Annotated in this window: 11 protein-coding genes, 4 tRNA genes and 2 pseudogenes; 13 read left to right on the forward strand and 4 right to left on the reverse strand. The window is 60.1% G+C overall.

From position 1 onward, the window contains the following. Positions 1-189: 189 nt before the first annotated feature. Both ACIQV9_RS23770 and ACIQV9_RS23775 read right to left on the reverse strand, forming a co-directional pair. A pseudogene (locus ACIQV9_RS23770) lies at positions 190-1,362 on the reverse strand (DHA2 family efflux MFS transporter permease subunit); the annotation flags it as partial. After that, positions 1,358-2,023 (reverse strand): annotated as a pseudogene (locus ACIQV9_RS23775) (HlyD family secretion protein); the annotation flags it as partial. The pseudogenes ACIQV9_RS23770 and ACIQV9_RS23775, both read right to left, overlap by 5 nt. A 220-nt stretch (positions 2,024-2,243) precedes the next feature. On the opposite strand from ACIQV9_RS23775, the gene gltX reads away from it, so the two are divergent. From gltX to ACIQV9_RS23825, 10 genes are all read left to right on the forward strand, one after another. Next, positions 2,244-3,725: a glutamate--tRNA ligase gene (gene gltX, locus ACIQV9_RS23780; RefSeq protein ID WP_403106694.1), complete on the forward strand. Its 1,482-nt coding sequence runs from the start codon at positions 2,244-2,246 to the stop codon at positions 3,723-3,725. A gap of 284 nt (positions 3,726-4,009) precedes the next feature. Further along, positions 4,010-4,085 (forward strand) — tRNA-Ala (locus ACIQV9_RS23785). Between the two features lie 79 nt (positions 4,086-4,164). After that, positions 4,165-4,240 (forward strand) — tRNA-Glu (locus tag ACIQV9_RS23790). A gap of 53 nt (positions 4,241-4,293) precedes the next feature. After that, positions 4,294-4,369 (forward strand) — tRNA-Ala (locus ACIQV9_RS23795). An 80-nt stretch (positions 4,370-4,449) separates the two neighbouring features. Next, positions 4,450-4,525, forward strand: a tRNA-Glu gene (locus tag ACIQV9_RS23800). Between the two features lie 183 nt (positions 4,526-4,708). After that, positions 4,709-5,248 carry a TetR/AcrR family transcriptional regulator gene (locus ACIQV9_RS23805; RefSeq protein ID WP_008151286.1) on the forward strand — a complete coding sequence of 180 codons (540 nt, stop codon included), beginning with the start codon at positions 4,709-4,711 and terminating at the stop codon, positions 5,246-5,248. Between the two features lie 31 nt (positions 5,249-5,279). Continuing rightward, positions 5,280-6,113, forward strand: a complete 834-nt coding sequence (locus tag ACIQV9_RS23810) for an alpha/beta fold hydrolase (RefSeq protein ID WP_403106697.1) — start codon at positions 5,280-5,282, stop codon at positions 6,111-6,113. A gap of 48 nt (positions 6,114-6,161) precedes the next feature. Beyond that, entirely contained in the window at positions 6,162-6,599 is a 438-nt protein-coding gene (locus ACIQV9_RS23815) for an acyl-CoA thioesterase (protein ID WP_403106699.1), read from the forward strand. A gap of 195 nt (positions 6,600-6,794) precedes the next feature. Then, a complete protein-coding gene (locus tag ACIQV9_RS23820; RefSeq protein WP_403106701.1) occupies positions 6,795-7,754 on the forward strand; it encodes a tRNA dihydrouridine synthase in 960 nt (319 codons plus the stop codon). A 122-nt stretch (positions 7,755-7,876) separates the two neighbouring features. Further along, entirely contained in the window at positions 7,877-8,320 is a 444-nt protein-coding gene (locus ACIQV9_RS23825) for an Hsp20 family protein (protein WP_131059532.1), read from the forward strand. A 259-nt stretch (positions 8,321-8,579) separates the two neighbouring features. On the opposite strand, the gene ACIQV9_RS23830 is transcribed toward ACIQV9_RS23825, so the two are convergent. Together ACIQV9_RS23830 and ACIQV9_RS23835 are read right to left on the reverse strand one after the other, a co-directional pair. Further along, complete coding sequence (locus tag ACIQV9_RS23830) at positions 8,580-11,858, reverse strand: PAS domain S-box protein (RefSeq protein WP_403106705.1); 3,279 nt, start codon at positions 11,856-11,858, stop codon at positions 8,580-8,582. A 65-nt stretch (positions 11,859-11,923) separates the two neighbouring features. After that, positions 11,924-12,814, reverse strand: coding sequence for a LysR family transcriptional regulator (locus tag ACIQV9_RS23835; protein WP_403106708.1), 891 nt, complete (start codon positions 12,812-12,814; stop codon positions 11,924-11,926). Between the two features lie 142 nt (positions 12,815-12,956). Here ACIQV9_RS23835 and leuC point away from each other — a divergent pair, with 142 nt between their 5' ends. The 3 genes from leuC (at position 12,957) to ACIQV9_RS23850 (ending at position 15,937) form a co-directional block, all read left to right on the forward strand. Beyond that, positions 12,957-14,375 (forward strand): 3-isopropylmalate dehydratase large subunit, encoded by a 1,419-nt coding sequence (gene leuC / locus ACIQV9_RS23840; protein WP_403106711.1) that lies wholly within the window; start codon positions 12,957-12,959, stop codon positions 14,373-14,375. A 10-nt stretch (positions 14,376-14,385) separates the two neighbouring features. Further along, positions 14,386-15,030: a 3-isopropylmalate dehydratase small subunit gene (gene leuD / locus ACIQV9_RS23845; protein WP_403106714.1), complete on the forward strand. Its 645-nt coding sequence runs from the start codon at positions 14,386-14,388 to the stop codon at positions 15,028-15,030. A gap of 139 nt (positions 15,031-15,169) precedes the next feature. Further along, complete coding sequence (locus ACIQV9_RS23850; RefSeq protein WP_403106716.1) at positions 15,170-15,937, forward strand: class I SAM-dependent methyltransferase; 768 nt, start codon at positions 15,170-15,172, stop codon at positions 15,935-15,937. Positions 15,938-15,999 lie beyond the last annotated feature (62 nt).

The following is a 15,999-nucleotide window of genomic DNA, read 5'->3' on the forward strand; positions in this document are numbered from 1 at the left end:
TAATCCTGTACCGCTGATAGCTTCGCTTGAATCGTGTACTTTCCCATGAAACACCCCATCGGTCGTGTCCAACTTTTGGGGTGCACACCACTCTGTGTGGGAATGAATCCAGTGACGCTCCGCGTCACAGCGGACGCGGAGCGTACGGGGCTGCATTCCCACGCGGAGCATGGGAATGATCGGCGGTGGTTAATGCGCCTCGCCAGCCTTGAGCCCAGCCGGCAACGCCTTGGTCAACAACACCGCCAGCATGCTGATCCCCAGCGCAATCCCGACAAAGTGAAACGCATCGTTGTACGCCATGATTGACGCCTGCTGATGCGCAATCTCGCTCAGCTTACCCAGCGCCGCCGTCTCACTGCCAAACCGGTCCGTCAGCGACGCCATTCGCTCCGCCACCTGTGGGTTGCTCGGCACGATGGATTCCCGCAAATAATCAAAGTACGTCTTGGTCCGCGCATCCAGCAACGTGGCGAGGAGGGCGATGCCAATTGCGCCGCCGAGGTTGCGCAGGATGTTGAACAGGCTCGACGCCGACCCTGCGTCCTGGGGCAGGATGTACGCGGTGGCGATCAGCGAGATGGTCACCATGATCAGCGGCTGGCCTAGCGCCCGGATAATCTGGATCTGATTGAACTGCGGCCCGGCAAAGTCCGGGTTCAGCACCCCCGACGAAAAACTCGCCAACCCGAATAGCCCGAACCCCAGCGTGCACAGCCATTTCGGCGACACGTATTTCATCAGCTTCGGCACCAGCGGAATCAGGAACAGCTGCGGCACGCCCATCCACATGATCACTTCGCCAATCTGCAGGGCGCTGTAGTTCTGGATCTGCGCCAGGTACAGCGGCAACAGGAAGATCGAGCCGTACAAGCCGACGCCCATCCCGAGGCTGGAAATACTCGATAAACCGAAGTTGCGATTACCCAGGATGCCGAGGTTGATCAGCGGATTGGGCTTGGAAAACTGCACGATCACAAAGGTGATCAGGCTCACCAGCGCAATGCTGCCCAGGGTCACGATCAGGTTCGACTCGAGCCAGTCCTTGCGATGGCCTTCCTCCAGGAATACCTGCAAACAACCGAGGCCGACGCCCAGCGTGACGATGCCCGTGTAGTCGGTGCTTTTGAGCAATTCCCAATGGGCTTCTTTCTTCTCCAGGCCGTACATCAGACCGGCGATCATGATCAGGCCCGGCGGTATGTTGATATAGAAAATGTATTCCCAGCCCCAGTTTTCCGTCAGCCAGCCGCCCAGCGTCGGGCCGATGGAGGGTGCGAACGTCGCGGTCATGGCAAACATCGCCATGCCTTTGGCACGGTGGTGTTCCGGGAGTTTGATAAGCGTGAGGGTGAACGCCAGTCAGGCCGCTGATGGGTGCGTGGATTTCGCTGCGGGTCAGGTTCAGTTCGGCTTGGGCGAGGTCGGTTTTGGCATTGGCGATCATCGCGTCGAGGCGCTTGATCTCGGCGCTCAGGGAGTTCACTTGCTGGCGCTGACTTTGTGCGTCGGCCTGGGCCTTGGTCACTTGCGAGCGGGCGATGTGGTTGTCGGCGGAGAGGGTGGTCACCCGTTCTTCCGAGACGTAACCGGGTTTGCGCAGGGTTTGCGCGCGGGACAAGTCGATTTGCGAACGCCCAAGGCTGGCCTGGCTGGAGGCCACTTGCGCGTCACTGGCGGCGATCAGGCTGGCTTACTGGGTCAGTTAGCTTTGTGCCTGCAAACGTTCGGCTTGTCGGGTAGCGAGGGCGGCATTGGCGCGGTCGACGGCGAGGTGGAAGTCATCGCCTTCGAGCTTGATCAGCAACTGGCCTTTCTCGACGTGCTGGTTGTCCTGCACCAACACCTGATCGATGCGCGCGCCCAGTTGGCTCGAGACACGGGTGATCTCGCCCTGGACATAGGCGTTGTCGGTGCTTTCATAAAACCGTCCCTTGAAGAACCATTGGGCAAAAAAGCCCCCGGCAATCAGCAGGACGATTAGCAGGAAAATGAACAGGCGACGCTTGAGTTGGGCAGGCATGGGGCAAACTGTAGTCGAGAAATTGTAAGGAAAGTTATCAGCAGGTGAATCTGGCATACAGTCGATAGTGGGTAAATGCCATCGGTTGATAATCGATCATTCATCGCGGCTCAGGCCCGTTGTAGACGCAACCTTGGCTTAAATGCCCTGCTGACTGGAGCCGGGCGGGTATCGCCTGTTACCATTCGCCCTTTGTTTTATCTTCATTTCGAGACTTGCCATGACCACCGTCCGCACGCGCATCGCGCCATCGCCTACCGGGGACCCCCACGTAGGTACCGCTTACATCGCTTTGTTCAACTACTGCTTTGCCAAGCAGCATGGCGGTGAGTTCATCCTGCGGATCGAAGACACCGACCAATTGCGCTCGACCCGCGAGTCCGAACAGCAGATTTTCGACGCCTTACGCTGGTTGGGCATCGACTGGAGCGAAGGTCCGGACGTTGGCGGCCCGCACGGTCCGTATCGTCAAAGCGAACGCGGCGACATCTATCAGAAGTACTGCCAGCAGCTGGTCGAGATGGGCCACGCCTTCCCGTGCTTCTGCACCGCCGAAGAGCTGGACCAGATGCGCGCCGAGCAAATGGCCCGTGGCGAAACCCCGCGTTACGACGGCCGTGCGCTGTTGCTTTCGAAAGAAGAAGTCGCGCGCCGCCTGGCCGCTGGCGAGCCGCACGTGATTCGCATGAAAGTGCCGAGCGAAGGCGTTTGCGTAGTGCCGGACATGCTGCGTGGCGACGTCGAGATCCCGTGGGATCGCATGGACATGCAGGTGTTGATGAAGACCGACGGCCTGCCGACGTACTTCCTGGCCAACGTGGTCGATGATCACTTGATGGGCATCACCCACGTTCTGCGTGGTGAAGAGTGGCTGCCATCGGCGCCGAAACTGATCCTGCTTTATGAATACTTCGGCTGGGAACAACCGGAGCTGTGCTACATGCCGCTGCTGCGTAACCCGGACAAGAGCAAGCTGTCCAAGCGCAAGAACCCGACCTCGGTGACGTTCTACGAGCGCATGGGCTTCATGCCGGAAGCGATGCTCAACTACCTCGGTCGCATGGGCTGGTCGATGCCGGACGAGCGCGAGAAGTTCTCGCTGCAGGAAATGGTCGATAACTTCGACCTGAGCCGCGTGTCCCTCGGCGGGCCGATTTTCGACATCGAAAAGCTGTCGTGGCTCAACGGCCAATGGCTGCGTGATTTGCCGGTGGAAGAGTTCGCTTCGCGCCTGAAAACCTGGGCCTTGAACCCTGAATACATGATGAAGATCGCGCCACACGTACAGGGCCGGGTCGAAACCTTCAGCCAGGTTGCACCGCTGGCCGGTTTCTTCTTTGCCGGTGGCGTGAACCCGGATGCCAAGCTGTTCGAATCGAAGAAGCTTTCGGGCGACCAGGTGCGTCAGCTCATGCAACTGATTCTGTGGAAGCTGGAAAGCCTGCGTCAGTGGGAGAAGGACAGCATCACCGCAACAATTCAGGCGGTGGTCGAATCTCTCGAGTTGAAGCTGCGTGACGCCATGCCGCTGATGTTCGCCGCGATCACTGGCCAGGCCAGCTCGGTTTCGGTGCTGGATGCGATGGAAATCCTCGGTCCGGACCTGACCCGTTTCCGTCTGCGTCAGGCCATCGACCTGCTGGGCGGCGTGTCGAAGAAGGAAAACAAGGAGTGGGAAAAACTCTTGGGCAACATCGCCTGATTCCCACCATTCCCCTGTAGCAGCTGCCGAAGGCTGCGTTGGGCTGCGCAGCAGCCCCTTATGGCAGCAACACAATCTGTCTGAAAGGGCAGGGTGGCTGAATCGCGAGCGCTGCGCACTCGAACGCAGCCTGCGGCAGCTGCTACAGGGACGGGTCACACCCCGGATTTACGGGCGAGGGCGGTAAGTGATTGTTATGGCGACAAAAAATTTTGGAAATTGTTAAAAATAAGTTTGACACCTTTCCGAAGCGCCATTAAGATTCGCCCCGTCCTCAGCGATGAGGGGCTATAGCTCAGCTGGGAGAGCGCTTGCATGGCATGCAAGAGGTCGACGGTTCGATCCCGTCTAGCTCCACCAATTTACACTTCAAGGTCTGGCCACACCGGCCTTGAAGCGATCAACACTCAGCGTTGATCTGTTGTATAGAAGGGTTTGCGTCCCCTTCGTCTAGTGGCCTAGGACACCGCCCTTTCACGGCGGTAACAGGGGTTCGAGTCCCCTAGGGGACGCCAGTTTTACAGAAGCGATGTTGCAAGATGTCGCTCCGCCGCGAGGCGAAAAATCCGGGGCTATAGCTCAGCTGGGAGAGCGCCTGCATGGCATGCAGGAGGTCAGCGGTTCGATCCCGCTTAGCTCCACCAATTTTACAGTTCAAGGTCTGGCCACACCGGCCTTGAATCGATCAGATCTCAGCACTGATCAGTTGTATAGAAGGTTTTGCGTCCCCTTCGTCTAGTGGCCTAGGACACCGCCCTTTCACGGCGGTAACAGGGGTTCGAGTCCCCTAGGGGACGCCACGATTACCCGCTCTGCGGGATTTTATAAGGGTCATTCAATTATTGAATGGCCCTTTTGTTTGTCTGGCGTTTGGCCAAATCCCCCATTTCTTTCAAACTGTTCTTCAGACCAGCGGTCACATCCACGACTTGCGGAAAATTATTATGAGAATAATATTCTAGTCGTAATATTCGGAGGCAACGATGAACGATAAAAAAGCTCAAACCCGCGAACGCATTCTCAAGGCCGCCAGCGCAGCGCTGATTCAGCGCGGCCCGGCCGAACCGAGCGTGGGCGAAGTGATGGGCGCAGCCGGCCTCACGGTTGGTGGCTTCTATGCGCACTTCGAAAGCAAGGACGCCATGATGCTGGAAGCGTTCAAGCAACTGCTCGGTCACCGCCGTGGCTTGATCGCCGACATGGACGCCGAGTTGACCGGCGAAGAGCGTCGCGCGTTGGTGGCTGCGTTTTACCTGTCACGCAAACACCGTGATTCCTCTGATTCAGCGTGCCCGATCCCGGCGTCTGTCGGTGAGCTGGGTCGCCTGCCGGACGCGTTTCGCGTGGCGTTGAATGAGCATGTGGAAATGATGGTCGCGCAGTTGGCGGCCAGCCCGGAAGACACCGACAAAGCCTTGGCCGACATGGCCTTGATGGTCGGTGGTCTGGCTCTGGCACGGGCGCTGGGGCCAGGAGAGTTGTCCGATCGATTGCTGCGCGCCGCCAAGTCGGCGGTGCTATGACCTGAAGGCATTGGCCTGAGGAGTGAGAGCGATGAGCACGTTGAAGTGGGTTCGTGGCGTTAATGGCACCTTGGGCTGGTTCGCACCGAAACTGGTCGCGAGCAAAATGCGACTGGCGTTCATGACGCCGCGAGAGCTGCCACCGCGTGACTGGGAATTGCCGCTGCTGGCGAAATCCGAACGGATCACCTTGCGCTTCGGCCTCTCGGCGCTGCGCTGGGGGCAAGGTCCGGCCGTGTTGCTGATGCACGGTTGGGAAGGGCGGCCGACGCAGTTTGCGAGTCTCATCACGGCGCTGGTCGATGCCGGCTACACCGTCGTAGCGCTGGACGGTCCGGCGCATGGTCGCTCACCGGGCAGCGAAGCGAATGTCGTGCTGTTTGCTCGGGCCATGCTCGAAGCGGCCGCCGAGTTGCCGCCGCTGCAAGCCGTCATTGGCCACTCCATGGGCGGCGCCAGTGCGATGCTCGCCGTGCAGCTGGGCTTGCGCACCGAAACCCTGGTCACCATCGCCGCACCGGCGCGGATTCTCGGCGTGCTGCGCGGTTTCGCCCGGTATGTGCGGCTGCCGCCCAAAGCGCGTTCGGCGTTTATTCGCCAGGTCGAGAGAGACGTCGGCATGCGCGCTGCAACGCTGGATGTTGCGCACTATCAGCTCGACATGCCTGGGCTGATCGTCCACGCCGAAGATGATTGCTTTGTTCCGGTCAAGGAATCGCAGCTGATCAACGAGGCCTGGTTCGACAGCCGGCTGTTACGCCTGGAGGAGGGCGGGCATCAACGCGTGCTGGCCGATCCTCGGGTGATTGATGGCGTGTTATCACTGCTGGCCGGTCGCAGTCTGCAATCGCGCCAATCGGCCTAAGCATCCGTTACACTGCCCCGGTCGAAATCATCTGACCGGGAGTGGGGCATGGGCTGGGATCGGGCAACGCCATTTATCATTGATCTGGAAGTCGGCGCCGAGGACATCGACGGGCTGGGGCACGCGAACAACGCGGTATACGTGACCTGGCTTGAACGCTGCGCCTGGCGCCACTCGCAGCGGCTGGGCCTGGACCTGGTCGAATATCGTCGGCTGGATCGGGCGATGGCGGTGGTGCGGCACGAGATCGATTACCTGGCCGCCGCCTATGAGGGCGATGGATTGCAATTGGCAACCTGGATTGTCGATTGGGATCAGCGCCTGAAAATGACCCGCCACTTCCAGTTGAAGCGACCCAGCGACAACACCACGTTGCTGCGCGCACAAACCACCTTCGTCTGCATCGAACTGTCCACCGGCAAGCCCAAGCGCATGCCTGCCGAATTTATCGAAGGTTACGGGCCGGCATTGCAAATCGCGATCTAAGCGATCCCTTCGCGGGCAAGCCTCGCTCCCACAGGTTATGCGTCGTTCACCCATTATGTGAACGACGCATAACCTGTGGGAGCGAGGCTTGCCCGCGAATGCGTCCGCACAATCAACACCGTCCGGCCTGACGAAATACCTTCTAGCCGCCGAAACCAGTAAACTGCCGCACGTTTTTCGTCGAGTGTGTTTTTCATGCAAATTGCTTTGGCGCCCATGGAGGGGTTGGTCGACAACATCCTGCGGGACGTGCTGACCCGTGTGGGCGGTATCGATTGGTGTGTGACCGAGTTCATTCGGATCAACGATCAACTGCTCACGCCTGCCTATTACCACAAGTTCGGGCCGGAATTGTTGACCGGCGCCCGCACCGCGTCCGGTGTGCCACTGCGCGTGCAGTTGCTCGGTTCAGATCCGGTGTGCCTGGCTGAAAACGCCGCGCTGGCCTGCGAGCTGGGTTCCGAGGTCATCGACCTGAACTTCGGCTGCCCGGCCAAGACCGTCAACAAGTCCCGTGGCGGCGCCGTCCTGCTTAAAGAGCCTGAACTGCTCAACGAAATCGTTGAACACGTCCGCCGCGCTGTGCCGGCGCACATTCCGGTCACGGCAAAAATGCGTCTGGGTTTCGACAGCCCCGACGGTTCGCTGGTGTGCGCAACGGCCTTGGCCGAAGGCGGCGCGGCGCATATCGTGGTTCATGCGCGGACCAAAACCGACGGTTACAAGCCGCCTGCTCACTGGGAATGGATCCCCCGCGTGCAGGAAGTGGTCAAGGTTCCGGTGTTTGCCAATGGTGACATCTGGAGCGTTGAAGATTGGCACCGTTGCCGTGAAATCAGCGGCGTGGAGGACATCATGCTCGGTCGCGGCCTGGTGTCGCGTCCGGACCTGGCCCGGCAAATCGCAGCGGCACGGGCCGGTGAAGCAGTGGTCGAGATGACGTGGGCCGAGTTGCTGCCACTGATTCAGGACTTCTGGCTGCAAGCCAAGGCGCAGATGACAGCACGCCAATCGCCGGGCCGTTTGAAGCAATGGCTGGCGATGCTGACCCGCAATTATCCTGAGGCGGTGGAGCTATTTACCGTGTTGCGTCGAGAGACCGAACTGGATCAGGTTTCCCGATTGCTGGGATTGCAGGTGTCGGAAGCGGCCTGAGAAAAAATCTGAAAATAATCTCTTGAAATGCAATCGGCGATCCCTATCTAGGGATTACGCGATGCCGAATTCGGGTCGCGGAGATAAAAAACCTTGCTGATTGTTTTCAGGAGATTTGAACCATGACTACTGCATTTTCCCTGGCCCCACTGTTCCGTTCCTCGGTTGGCTTCGACCGTTTCAACGACCTGTTCGAAACCGCCCTGCGCAACGAGCCAGGCAGCACCTACCCACCCTACAACGTTGAAAAACACGGCGACGATCAATACCGCATCGTCGTGGCTGCGGCCGGTTTCCAGGAAGAAGACCTGGACCTGCAAGTCGAGAAGGGTGTGTTGACCATCAGTGGCGGCAAACGCGACGCGACCGAAGGCGTGACCTTCCTGCATCAAGGCATCGCCCAGCGTGCGTTCAAGCTGTCGTTCCGCCTGGCCGATCACATTGAGATCAAGGCCGCTGACCTGCGTAACGGTCTGTTGAGTATCGACCTGCTACGCATCGTGCCGGAAGAGGCGAAAGCCAAACGCATCCCGATCAACGGGACGCAAAAACCCGCTCTGCAATAACCAGTCAGAGCAATGGGAAGGGCGCCATTTGGCGCCCTTTTTTTAAGCAATCTCCAATCTTCCGCACGATGCGTAGCAGCTGCCGAGCAGCGCCCTGTGGCGAGGGGGCTTGCCCCCGTTCCAGTGCGCAGCACTGGCAATATTTCGGACACTGGCAATATTTCGGAATCACTCAGGAGTTTGGGGCTGCTTCGCAACCCAACGGGGGCAAGCCCCCTCGCCACAGGGCGCTGCTCGGCAGCTGCTACAGGAAGGCGCGTTATTTCAGGAGTTTCTGAAACTCCTCCACCGGCAGCGGCCGACTGTGCAAATACCCCTGATAAAAATGGCACCCCAGCCCCTGTAAAAACTCCAGCTGCTCCGGCGTTTCCACCCCTTCGGCGATCACTTTCAGTTCCAGGCTACGGGCCATGGCCACGATGGCGCGGATGATTTCGGCGTCGTTGGGGTCAGTGGTGGCGTCGCGGATGAACGACTGGTCGATTTTCAGCGTGTCGACCGGCAGGCGCTTGAGGTAGGTCAGCGAGGAGTAGCCGGTGCCGAAGTCATCCATCGCAAAGCTCACGCCGAGTTTTTTCAGGCGGCGCATTTTGTTGATGGTGTCTTCCAGGTTCTGGATGACGATACCTTCGGTTATTTCCAGTTTCAGCAGCGAGCAGGGCAGGCCGTGACTGCCGAGGCTGTGTTCGATGCGTTCGACGAAGTCGTTTTGACGAAATTGCCTCGGGCTGATGTTCACGCACAGGCTGAAGCTGAGCGGGTTCACCAGGCCTTTGGCAACAAGCTTTTTGAAGGCCTCGCAGGCTTCGTCGATGATCCAGGTGCCGACTTCCAGAATCAGCCCGCTGTCCTCCAGCACCTTGATGAACTCGTTGGGCGATTGCGGGCCGAGTTCCGGGTGGTCCCAGCGCACCAGTGCTTCGGCACCGACAATGCGGTTGCCTCGGGCGTCGACCTGGGGTTGGTAATGCACATGAAACTCGCCCCGGGAAAGAGCCAGGCGCAGGTCGGTTTCCATGCGCAGGCGTTCGCTGGCGGCCTTCTGCATGGTGTTGTGATACATCTGCGCGGTATTGCGGCCCGAGTCCTTGGCGCGGTAAAGCGCGATGTCGGCGCGTTTGAGCAGGTCGGTCGGGGTCGAACCGTGGTCGGGAATCAGCGCGATGCCGATGCTCGGCGTCACTTGCAGGCGCTGGCCGTCGAGGAACATCGGCTCCGACAACAGTTCGCGCAAGGTGTCGGCCAAGTCCCGGACCTGGGCGCTGACTTCGTTACGCGAGCCCTCGAGGCCGCTGAGCAGCACCACAAATTCGTCGCCACCCAGGCGCGCGACGGTGTCCTCCATGCGCACGCTGGCTTCAAGGCGGGCCGTGATGATTTTCAGCACCGTGTCGCCCACCGGGTGACCGAGGGAATCGTTGATGTGCTTGAAGTGATCCAGGTCGAGGAACAGCAGCGCACCGCGCAGGTTATGGCGCTTGAGCAGCGCGATCTGCTGGCTCAGGCGATCCATCAACAGCGCGCGGTTCGGCAGGTTGGTCAGCGGGTCGTGGTAGGCCAGATGGCGGATCTGCGCTTCGGCATTTTTCAGCAGGCTGACGTCCCGGGCGGTCAGCAGCAGGCATGCGGTCTCGTTGAGGGTGATCGGCTCCACCGAGACTTCGACGGTCAGCAGTTCGCCGCGTTTATTGCGGCCGAGCATTTCCTGATGGTGCACCCGACCCTTGAGCTGCAGCTCGGCCAGCAGCGCCGAGCGTTGTTTTTCTTCAGCCCAGATGCCGACCTGGTACACCGTGCGGCCGACCACTTCGTCGGCGCGGTAGCCGGTCAGGCGGCAGAAGCCATCGTTGACCTCCAGGTAGCGCCCGGTGTCGCGCTCGGTGATGGTGATCGCATCGGGGCTTGAGTGGAACGCCTTGGCAAACTTCTCTTCGCTGGCCTTCAGTGCCGCTTCGGAGCGTTGCTGCTGGGTGATGTCGCGCAGGGTCGTGACGATGCACGGCTGGTCGCCGACGCTGATCTGCCGGCTCGAAATCACGCAGGTCAGGGGCTGCCCGTCTTTGTGCTGGGCGACGATCGCGACATTGTTCAGTCCCTGTTCGCGGATGACTTGTTCGATCCGTTGCAGGCTTTTCGCCGACGCATCCCACAGACCAATCTCGTCCGCGCTGCGGCCAATCACATCAGTGGCGCTCCAGCCAAACGTCTGGGTAAAGCTGGAGTTGATCTCGATGAACTGGCCAGTGTCCTGGCGCGTGACGCAAATCGGGTCAGGACTGACCTGGAACAGCGTGGCGAATTTCTCTTCGGAGGCCACCAGCCGTTGTTCGCGTTCCACTTGATCGGTGATGTCCAGCAAGGTGCCGGCCATGCGCAGCGGGGTGCCGTTTTCATCGCGGTAGAGGCGGGCGCGGCTTTCCAGGTAGCGTGAACTGCCGTCCGATAGCTGCACGCGATAGGTCAGTTGATAATTGCCGGCCGGCCCTTCGCGCAGGCTGCGGTAAGCGTCGCGCATGCTGCCGCGCTCTTCGTTGGGCACACCTTCGAAAAACGCGTCGAAGGACTCATGGAAGGGTATGGCCTCCAGCCCGTGCAACTGCGCGGCCCGCGCCGAGCCATAAAGCATGCCGCTGGGAATGTGCCAGTCCCAGGTGCCGAGTTGCGCCGAATCCAGCGCCAGGTCGAGGCGTTCCTGACTGTCTTTCAGCGCGTGTTCGGCGGCTTTGCGTTCCGTGGTGTCGAGGAAAGTGCTCAGCAAGTACGGCTGGCCTTCGAGTTCGACCTTTTGTGCGCTGAGGATGCCGTCGTGGATCTGGCCATTGCTGGCGCGAAACTGCACCTCCATGCTGATCAGTTCGCCCTTGGCCTTGGTCGCCTTGACCAGCAGGTCCCGTTGTTCCGGGTGCACCCAGAGGCCCAGTTCCACCGTGGTTCGGCCAATCGCGTCCTGCACCGGCCAGCCGAACAGGCTTTCGAAATACTGGTTGGCTTCGGTAATCAGGCCATCTTCCTGGCGGGTCAGCAGCACCATGTTCGGGCACAGGTGAAACAGCGTGGCAAAGCGTTTTTCCGAGCTGCTCAGCGCCTGTTCGCGCTGGCGCTGGTGGGTGATTTCGCGAATGACCCCAATCATCCGTGGCCGGCCGTGTTTGTCCGGCAGCAGGCTGCCGTTGATCTCCAGCCAGTGAAGGCTGCCGTCGGGCCAGCGGATGCGGTGGTGCATTGCCTGTTCCAGCGGGGCGCCGGCAATCACGGCATGAAAGGCGCGGATGGTTTTGGCCCGATCCTCCTGGGGCAGCAAGTCGAGGTATTCCAGATCGGCCGGCAACGGTTGCCGGGGATCGAAGCCGAACAACGCCTGGGTGCCCCGCGACCAGCTGATCTGCCCGCGCTCGATGTCCCAATACCAGGCGCCCAGACGCGCGCCGTTAAGGGCCGCCAGCAACTGCGGCGCGCTTTCCCAGCTCTGCTCGGACCGTTTCGGGTCAAGCGCCTGTATACGTGGCATCGGCGGAATACGGTCAACAGATTTCGGCATTGGCAAGCCTTGGCTGAGTGAGGTGTCAGGTTCAGTGACTCGAGGCTCTATAGAAGTAGCACAGCTTAGCCGAGAGTCCCTGGCAGATCGATTTGCGCATCCAGCAAGGCCATGAAGGCTCGTGCCGCATTCGACAACGTCCGATCGGTGTGCAGGATATAGCCTAGCTGGCGAGTCAGTTGTATGCCCGGCAAGGGTATTCGCGCAACTTGATCGTCGAGCATCGTTCGCGGCAAAACGCTCCAGGCCAGGCCGATGGAGACCATCATCTTGATGGTTTCCAGATAATTCGTGCTCATGGCGATGTTCGGCGTCAATCCCTGAGCCTCGAACAGGCGCTGAACGATGTGATGAGTAAAGGTGTTGCCGCCGGGAAACACTGCCGGATGCAGAGCAATGTCCGCCAGGCTGACCGGGCCGTTGTTGATCAGCGAATGCTCCGGGGCGACCACGAAATCCAGCGGGTCGTCCCACACCGGCGTGGCTTTGACCAAGGTGTGAGGTTCCGGAGCGAGAGTGATCACCGCCAGTTCCGCGCGGCCATGGAGGATTTCTTCGTAGGCCACTTCCGAATCGAGGAACTGAATATCCAGCGCCACTTGTGGGTAGCGTCGGGTGAACTCCCTTAATAAGGGCGGTAAACGGTGCAGGCCAATGTGGTGACTGGTGGCCAGCGTCAGGCGCCCGGTCACTTCGCCGGTCAGGTTGGTCAAGGCGCGGCGGGTGTCATCCAGCACATTGAGTATCTGATAAGCCCGAGGCAACAGGGCGCGACCGGCCTCGGTCAGGCCGACTTCACGACCCAGGCGATCGAACAGCCGCACCTTCAATTGCTGTTCCAGCCCGGCGATGCGCTTGCTGATCGCCGGTTGCGTCAGGTGCAACCGTTCACCCGCCCCGGAGAAGCTTCCGGTCTCGGCAATGGCGATGAAAGCATTGAGGTTGGCCAGGTCCATTGCTGTATTCCAGTTGGTTATCCAAAGCATGAAAAATATGAATTTGAGTTATTTAATGTAACCCCCTAGGATCGACCTCACAAGCCAAAGGGTTATACAAACGGCCCGGGGCATAGAAACAAGCTGATGAGGAAACCGTCTGATGGCCGGCAAAACGCTCTACGACAAGCTCTGGGATTCGCACTTGGTCAAACAGCGCGACGATGGCTCCGCGCTGATTTACATCGATCGTCACATCATTCACGAAGTGACGTCGCCGCAAGCCTTTGAAGGCCTGCGTCTGGCCGGGCGCAAGCCTTGGCGCATCGATGCCAACATCGCGACCCCGGACCACAACGTACCGACTACCCCGGAGCGCAAGGGCGGCATCGAAGCCATTGCCGACCAGGTCTCGCGTTTGCAGGTTCAGACCCTCGACGACAACTGTGATGAATACGGCATCGTCGAGTTCAAGATGAACGACGTGCGCCAAGGCATCGTCCACGTCATCGGCCCTGAGCAGGGCGCCACCCTGCCGGGCATGACCGTGGTCTGCGGCGATTCCCACACTTCGACACACGGCGCGTTTGGTGCGCTGGCTCACGGTATCGGCACCTCTGAGGTCGAGCACGTTCTCGCCACCCAGTGCCTGGTCGCCAAAAAGATGAAGAATATGCGGGTGTCGGTCGAAGGCAAATTGCCGTTCGGCGTGACTGCCAAGGACATCGTCCTGGCCGTGATCGGCAAGATCGGCACGGCCGGCGGTAACGGCCATGCCATCGAGTTCGCCGGCAGCGCGATTCGTGATCTGTCGGTCGAAGGCCGCATGACCATTTGCAACATGTCCATCGAGGCCGGCGCTCGCGTAGGCCTGGTGGCCGCTGACGAAAAAACCGTGGCCTACGTGAAGGGCCGTCCATTCGCTCCGAAAGGCGCGGAATGGGACTTGGCCGTCGAGACCTGGAAAGACCTGGTCTCCGACGCGGATGCCAAATTCGACACCGTCGTCGAGCTCGATGCCACTCAGATCAAGCCACAAGTCAGCTGGGGCACTTCGCCTGAGATGGTGTTGGCCGTGGATCAGAACGTGCCGGACCCTGCGAAGGAAATGGACCTGGTCAAACGCGGTTCCATCGAGCGAGCCTTGAAATACATGGGTTTGACCGCCAATCAGGCGATCACCGATATCCAGCTGGACCGCGTGTTCATCGGTTCCTGCACCAACTCGCGGATCGAAGATTTGCGTGCTGCCGCCGTGATCGCCAAGGGCCGCAAAGTGGCTTCGACCATCAAGCAGGCCATTGTGGTGCCGGGCTCGGGTCTGGTGAAGGCCCAGGCTGAATCGGAAGGCCTGGACAAGATTTTCCTCGACGCCGGTTTCGAATGGCGTGAACCGGGCTGCTCGATGTGCCTGGCGATGAACCCGGACCGTTTGGAGTCGGGCGAGCATTGCGCCTCGACCTCCAACCGCAACTTCGAAGGCCGTCAGGGCGCCGGTGGCCGTACCCACCTCGTGAGCCCGGCCATGGCCGCCGCCGCCGCTGTGAACGGTCGTTTCGTCGACGTCCGTGAATTGATCTAAGGAGCGCAGCATGAAAGCTTTTACCCAGCACACTGGTCTTGTCGCGCCTTTGGATCGTGCCAACGTCGACACCGACCAGATCATCCCGAAGCAGTTCTTGAAGTCGATCAAGCGCACGGGTTTCGGCCCGAACCTGTTCGATGAGTGGCGCTACCTGGATGTCGGGCAGCCGTATCAGGACAACTCCAAACGCCCGCTGAACAAGGACTTCGTGCTCAACGCCGAGCGTTATCAAGGCGCCAGCGTCTTGCTGGCCCGTGAGAACTTCGGTTGCGGCTCCAGCCGTGAACACGCGCCGTGGGCCCTGGAAGAATACGGTTTCCGCAGCATCATCGCGCCGAGCTACGCCGACATCTTCTTCAACAACAGCTTCAAGAACGGCTTGCTGCCGATCATCTTGAGCGACGCTGAAGTGGATGAGCTGTTTCAGCAGGTTGAAGCGACGCCGGGTTATCAGTTGCAGGTCGATCTGGATGCGCAGACCGTGACCCGTCCGGATGGCAAGGTGTTGAGCTTTGAAATCGACGCCTTCCGTAAGCACTGCCTGCTCAACGGCTTGGACGATATTGGCCTGACGTTGATGGACCATGAGGCGATTGCGACGTTTGAAGCCAAGCACCGGGCGAGCCAGCCTTGGTTGTTTCGCGACGCGTAAGTTTGCGTAAGGCGTGATGACGCCTTCGCGGGCAAGCCTCGCTCCTACGGCTGAAATACGTCTCCCTGTAGGAGCGAGGCTTGCCCGCGAAGAGGCCCGCCCAGACAACACAAGGCTAAACCCCAAAAGGAAGTCCCCCATGACCCGCACCGCCCAGCACAGCCAGGTCGTCCAAAAGCAATTCGGTGAACAGGCCGCGGCCTACCTGAGCAGTGCCGTACACGCTCAAGGCACCGAATTCGCGCTGCTACAGGCCGAGCTGGCCGGGCAGGGCGATGCACGGGTACTCGATCTGGGTTGCGGCGCCGGTCACGTCAGTTTTCACGTGGCTTCGCTGGTCAAGGAAGTGGTGGCCTACGACCTGTCCCAACAGATGCTTGATGTGGTCGCCGCAGCCGCCGTCGACCGAGGTTTGAGCAATGTGACCACGGTCAACGGTGCCGCTGAACGCCTGCCGTTCGCCGATGGTGAGTTCGACTTCGTCTTCAGTCGTTACTCGGCGCACCACTGGAGCGACCTCGGCCTGGCCCTGCGCGAAGTGCGCCGGGTGCTGAAACCGGGTGGGGTGGCGGCGTTCATCGACGTGTTGTCACCGGGCAGTCCGTTGTTTGACACTTACCTGCAAAGCGTCGAAGTGCTGCGCGACACCAGCCATGTGCGCGATTATTCCGCCGGCGAGTGGTTGCGCCAGGTCAGTGAAGCGGGGTTGTACACCCGTAGCGCCACGCGTCAACGGTTGCGGCTGGAGTACACCTCCTGGGTCGAGCGCATGCGCACGCCAGAAGTGATGCGCGCAGCGATCCGCGAGTTGCAGCAGTCGATGGGCAATGAAGTACGCGAATATTTTGAGATTGAGGCCGATGGTTCGTTCAGTACAGATGTGCTGGTGCTGATTGCAGAACGATAGGCTCCGGACGATAGAATTTTTCCGGGTGCGCCCCTGGGCGCGCCGACTGATGATATGAGGAA

The sequence above is a fragment of the Pseudomonas sp. NPDC099000 genome, assembly GCF_044759925.1.
Lineage (GTDB): Bacteria > Pseudomonadota > Gammaproteobacteria > Pseudomonadales > Pseudomonadaceae > Aquipseudomonas.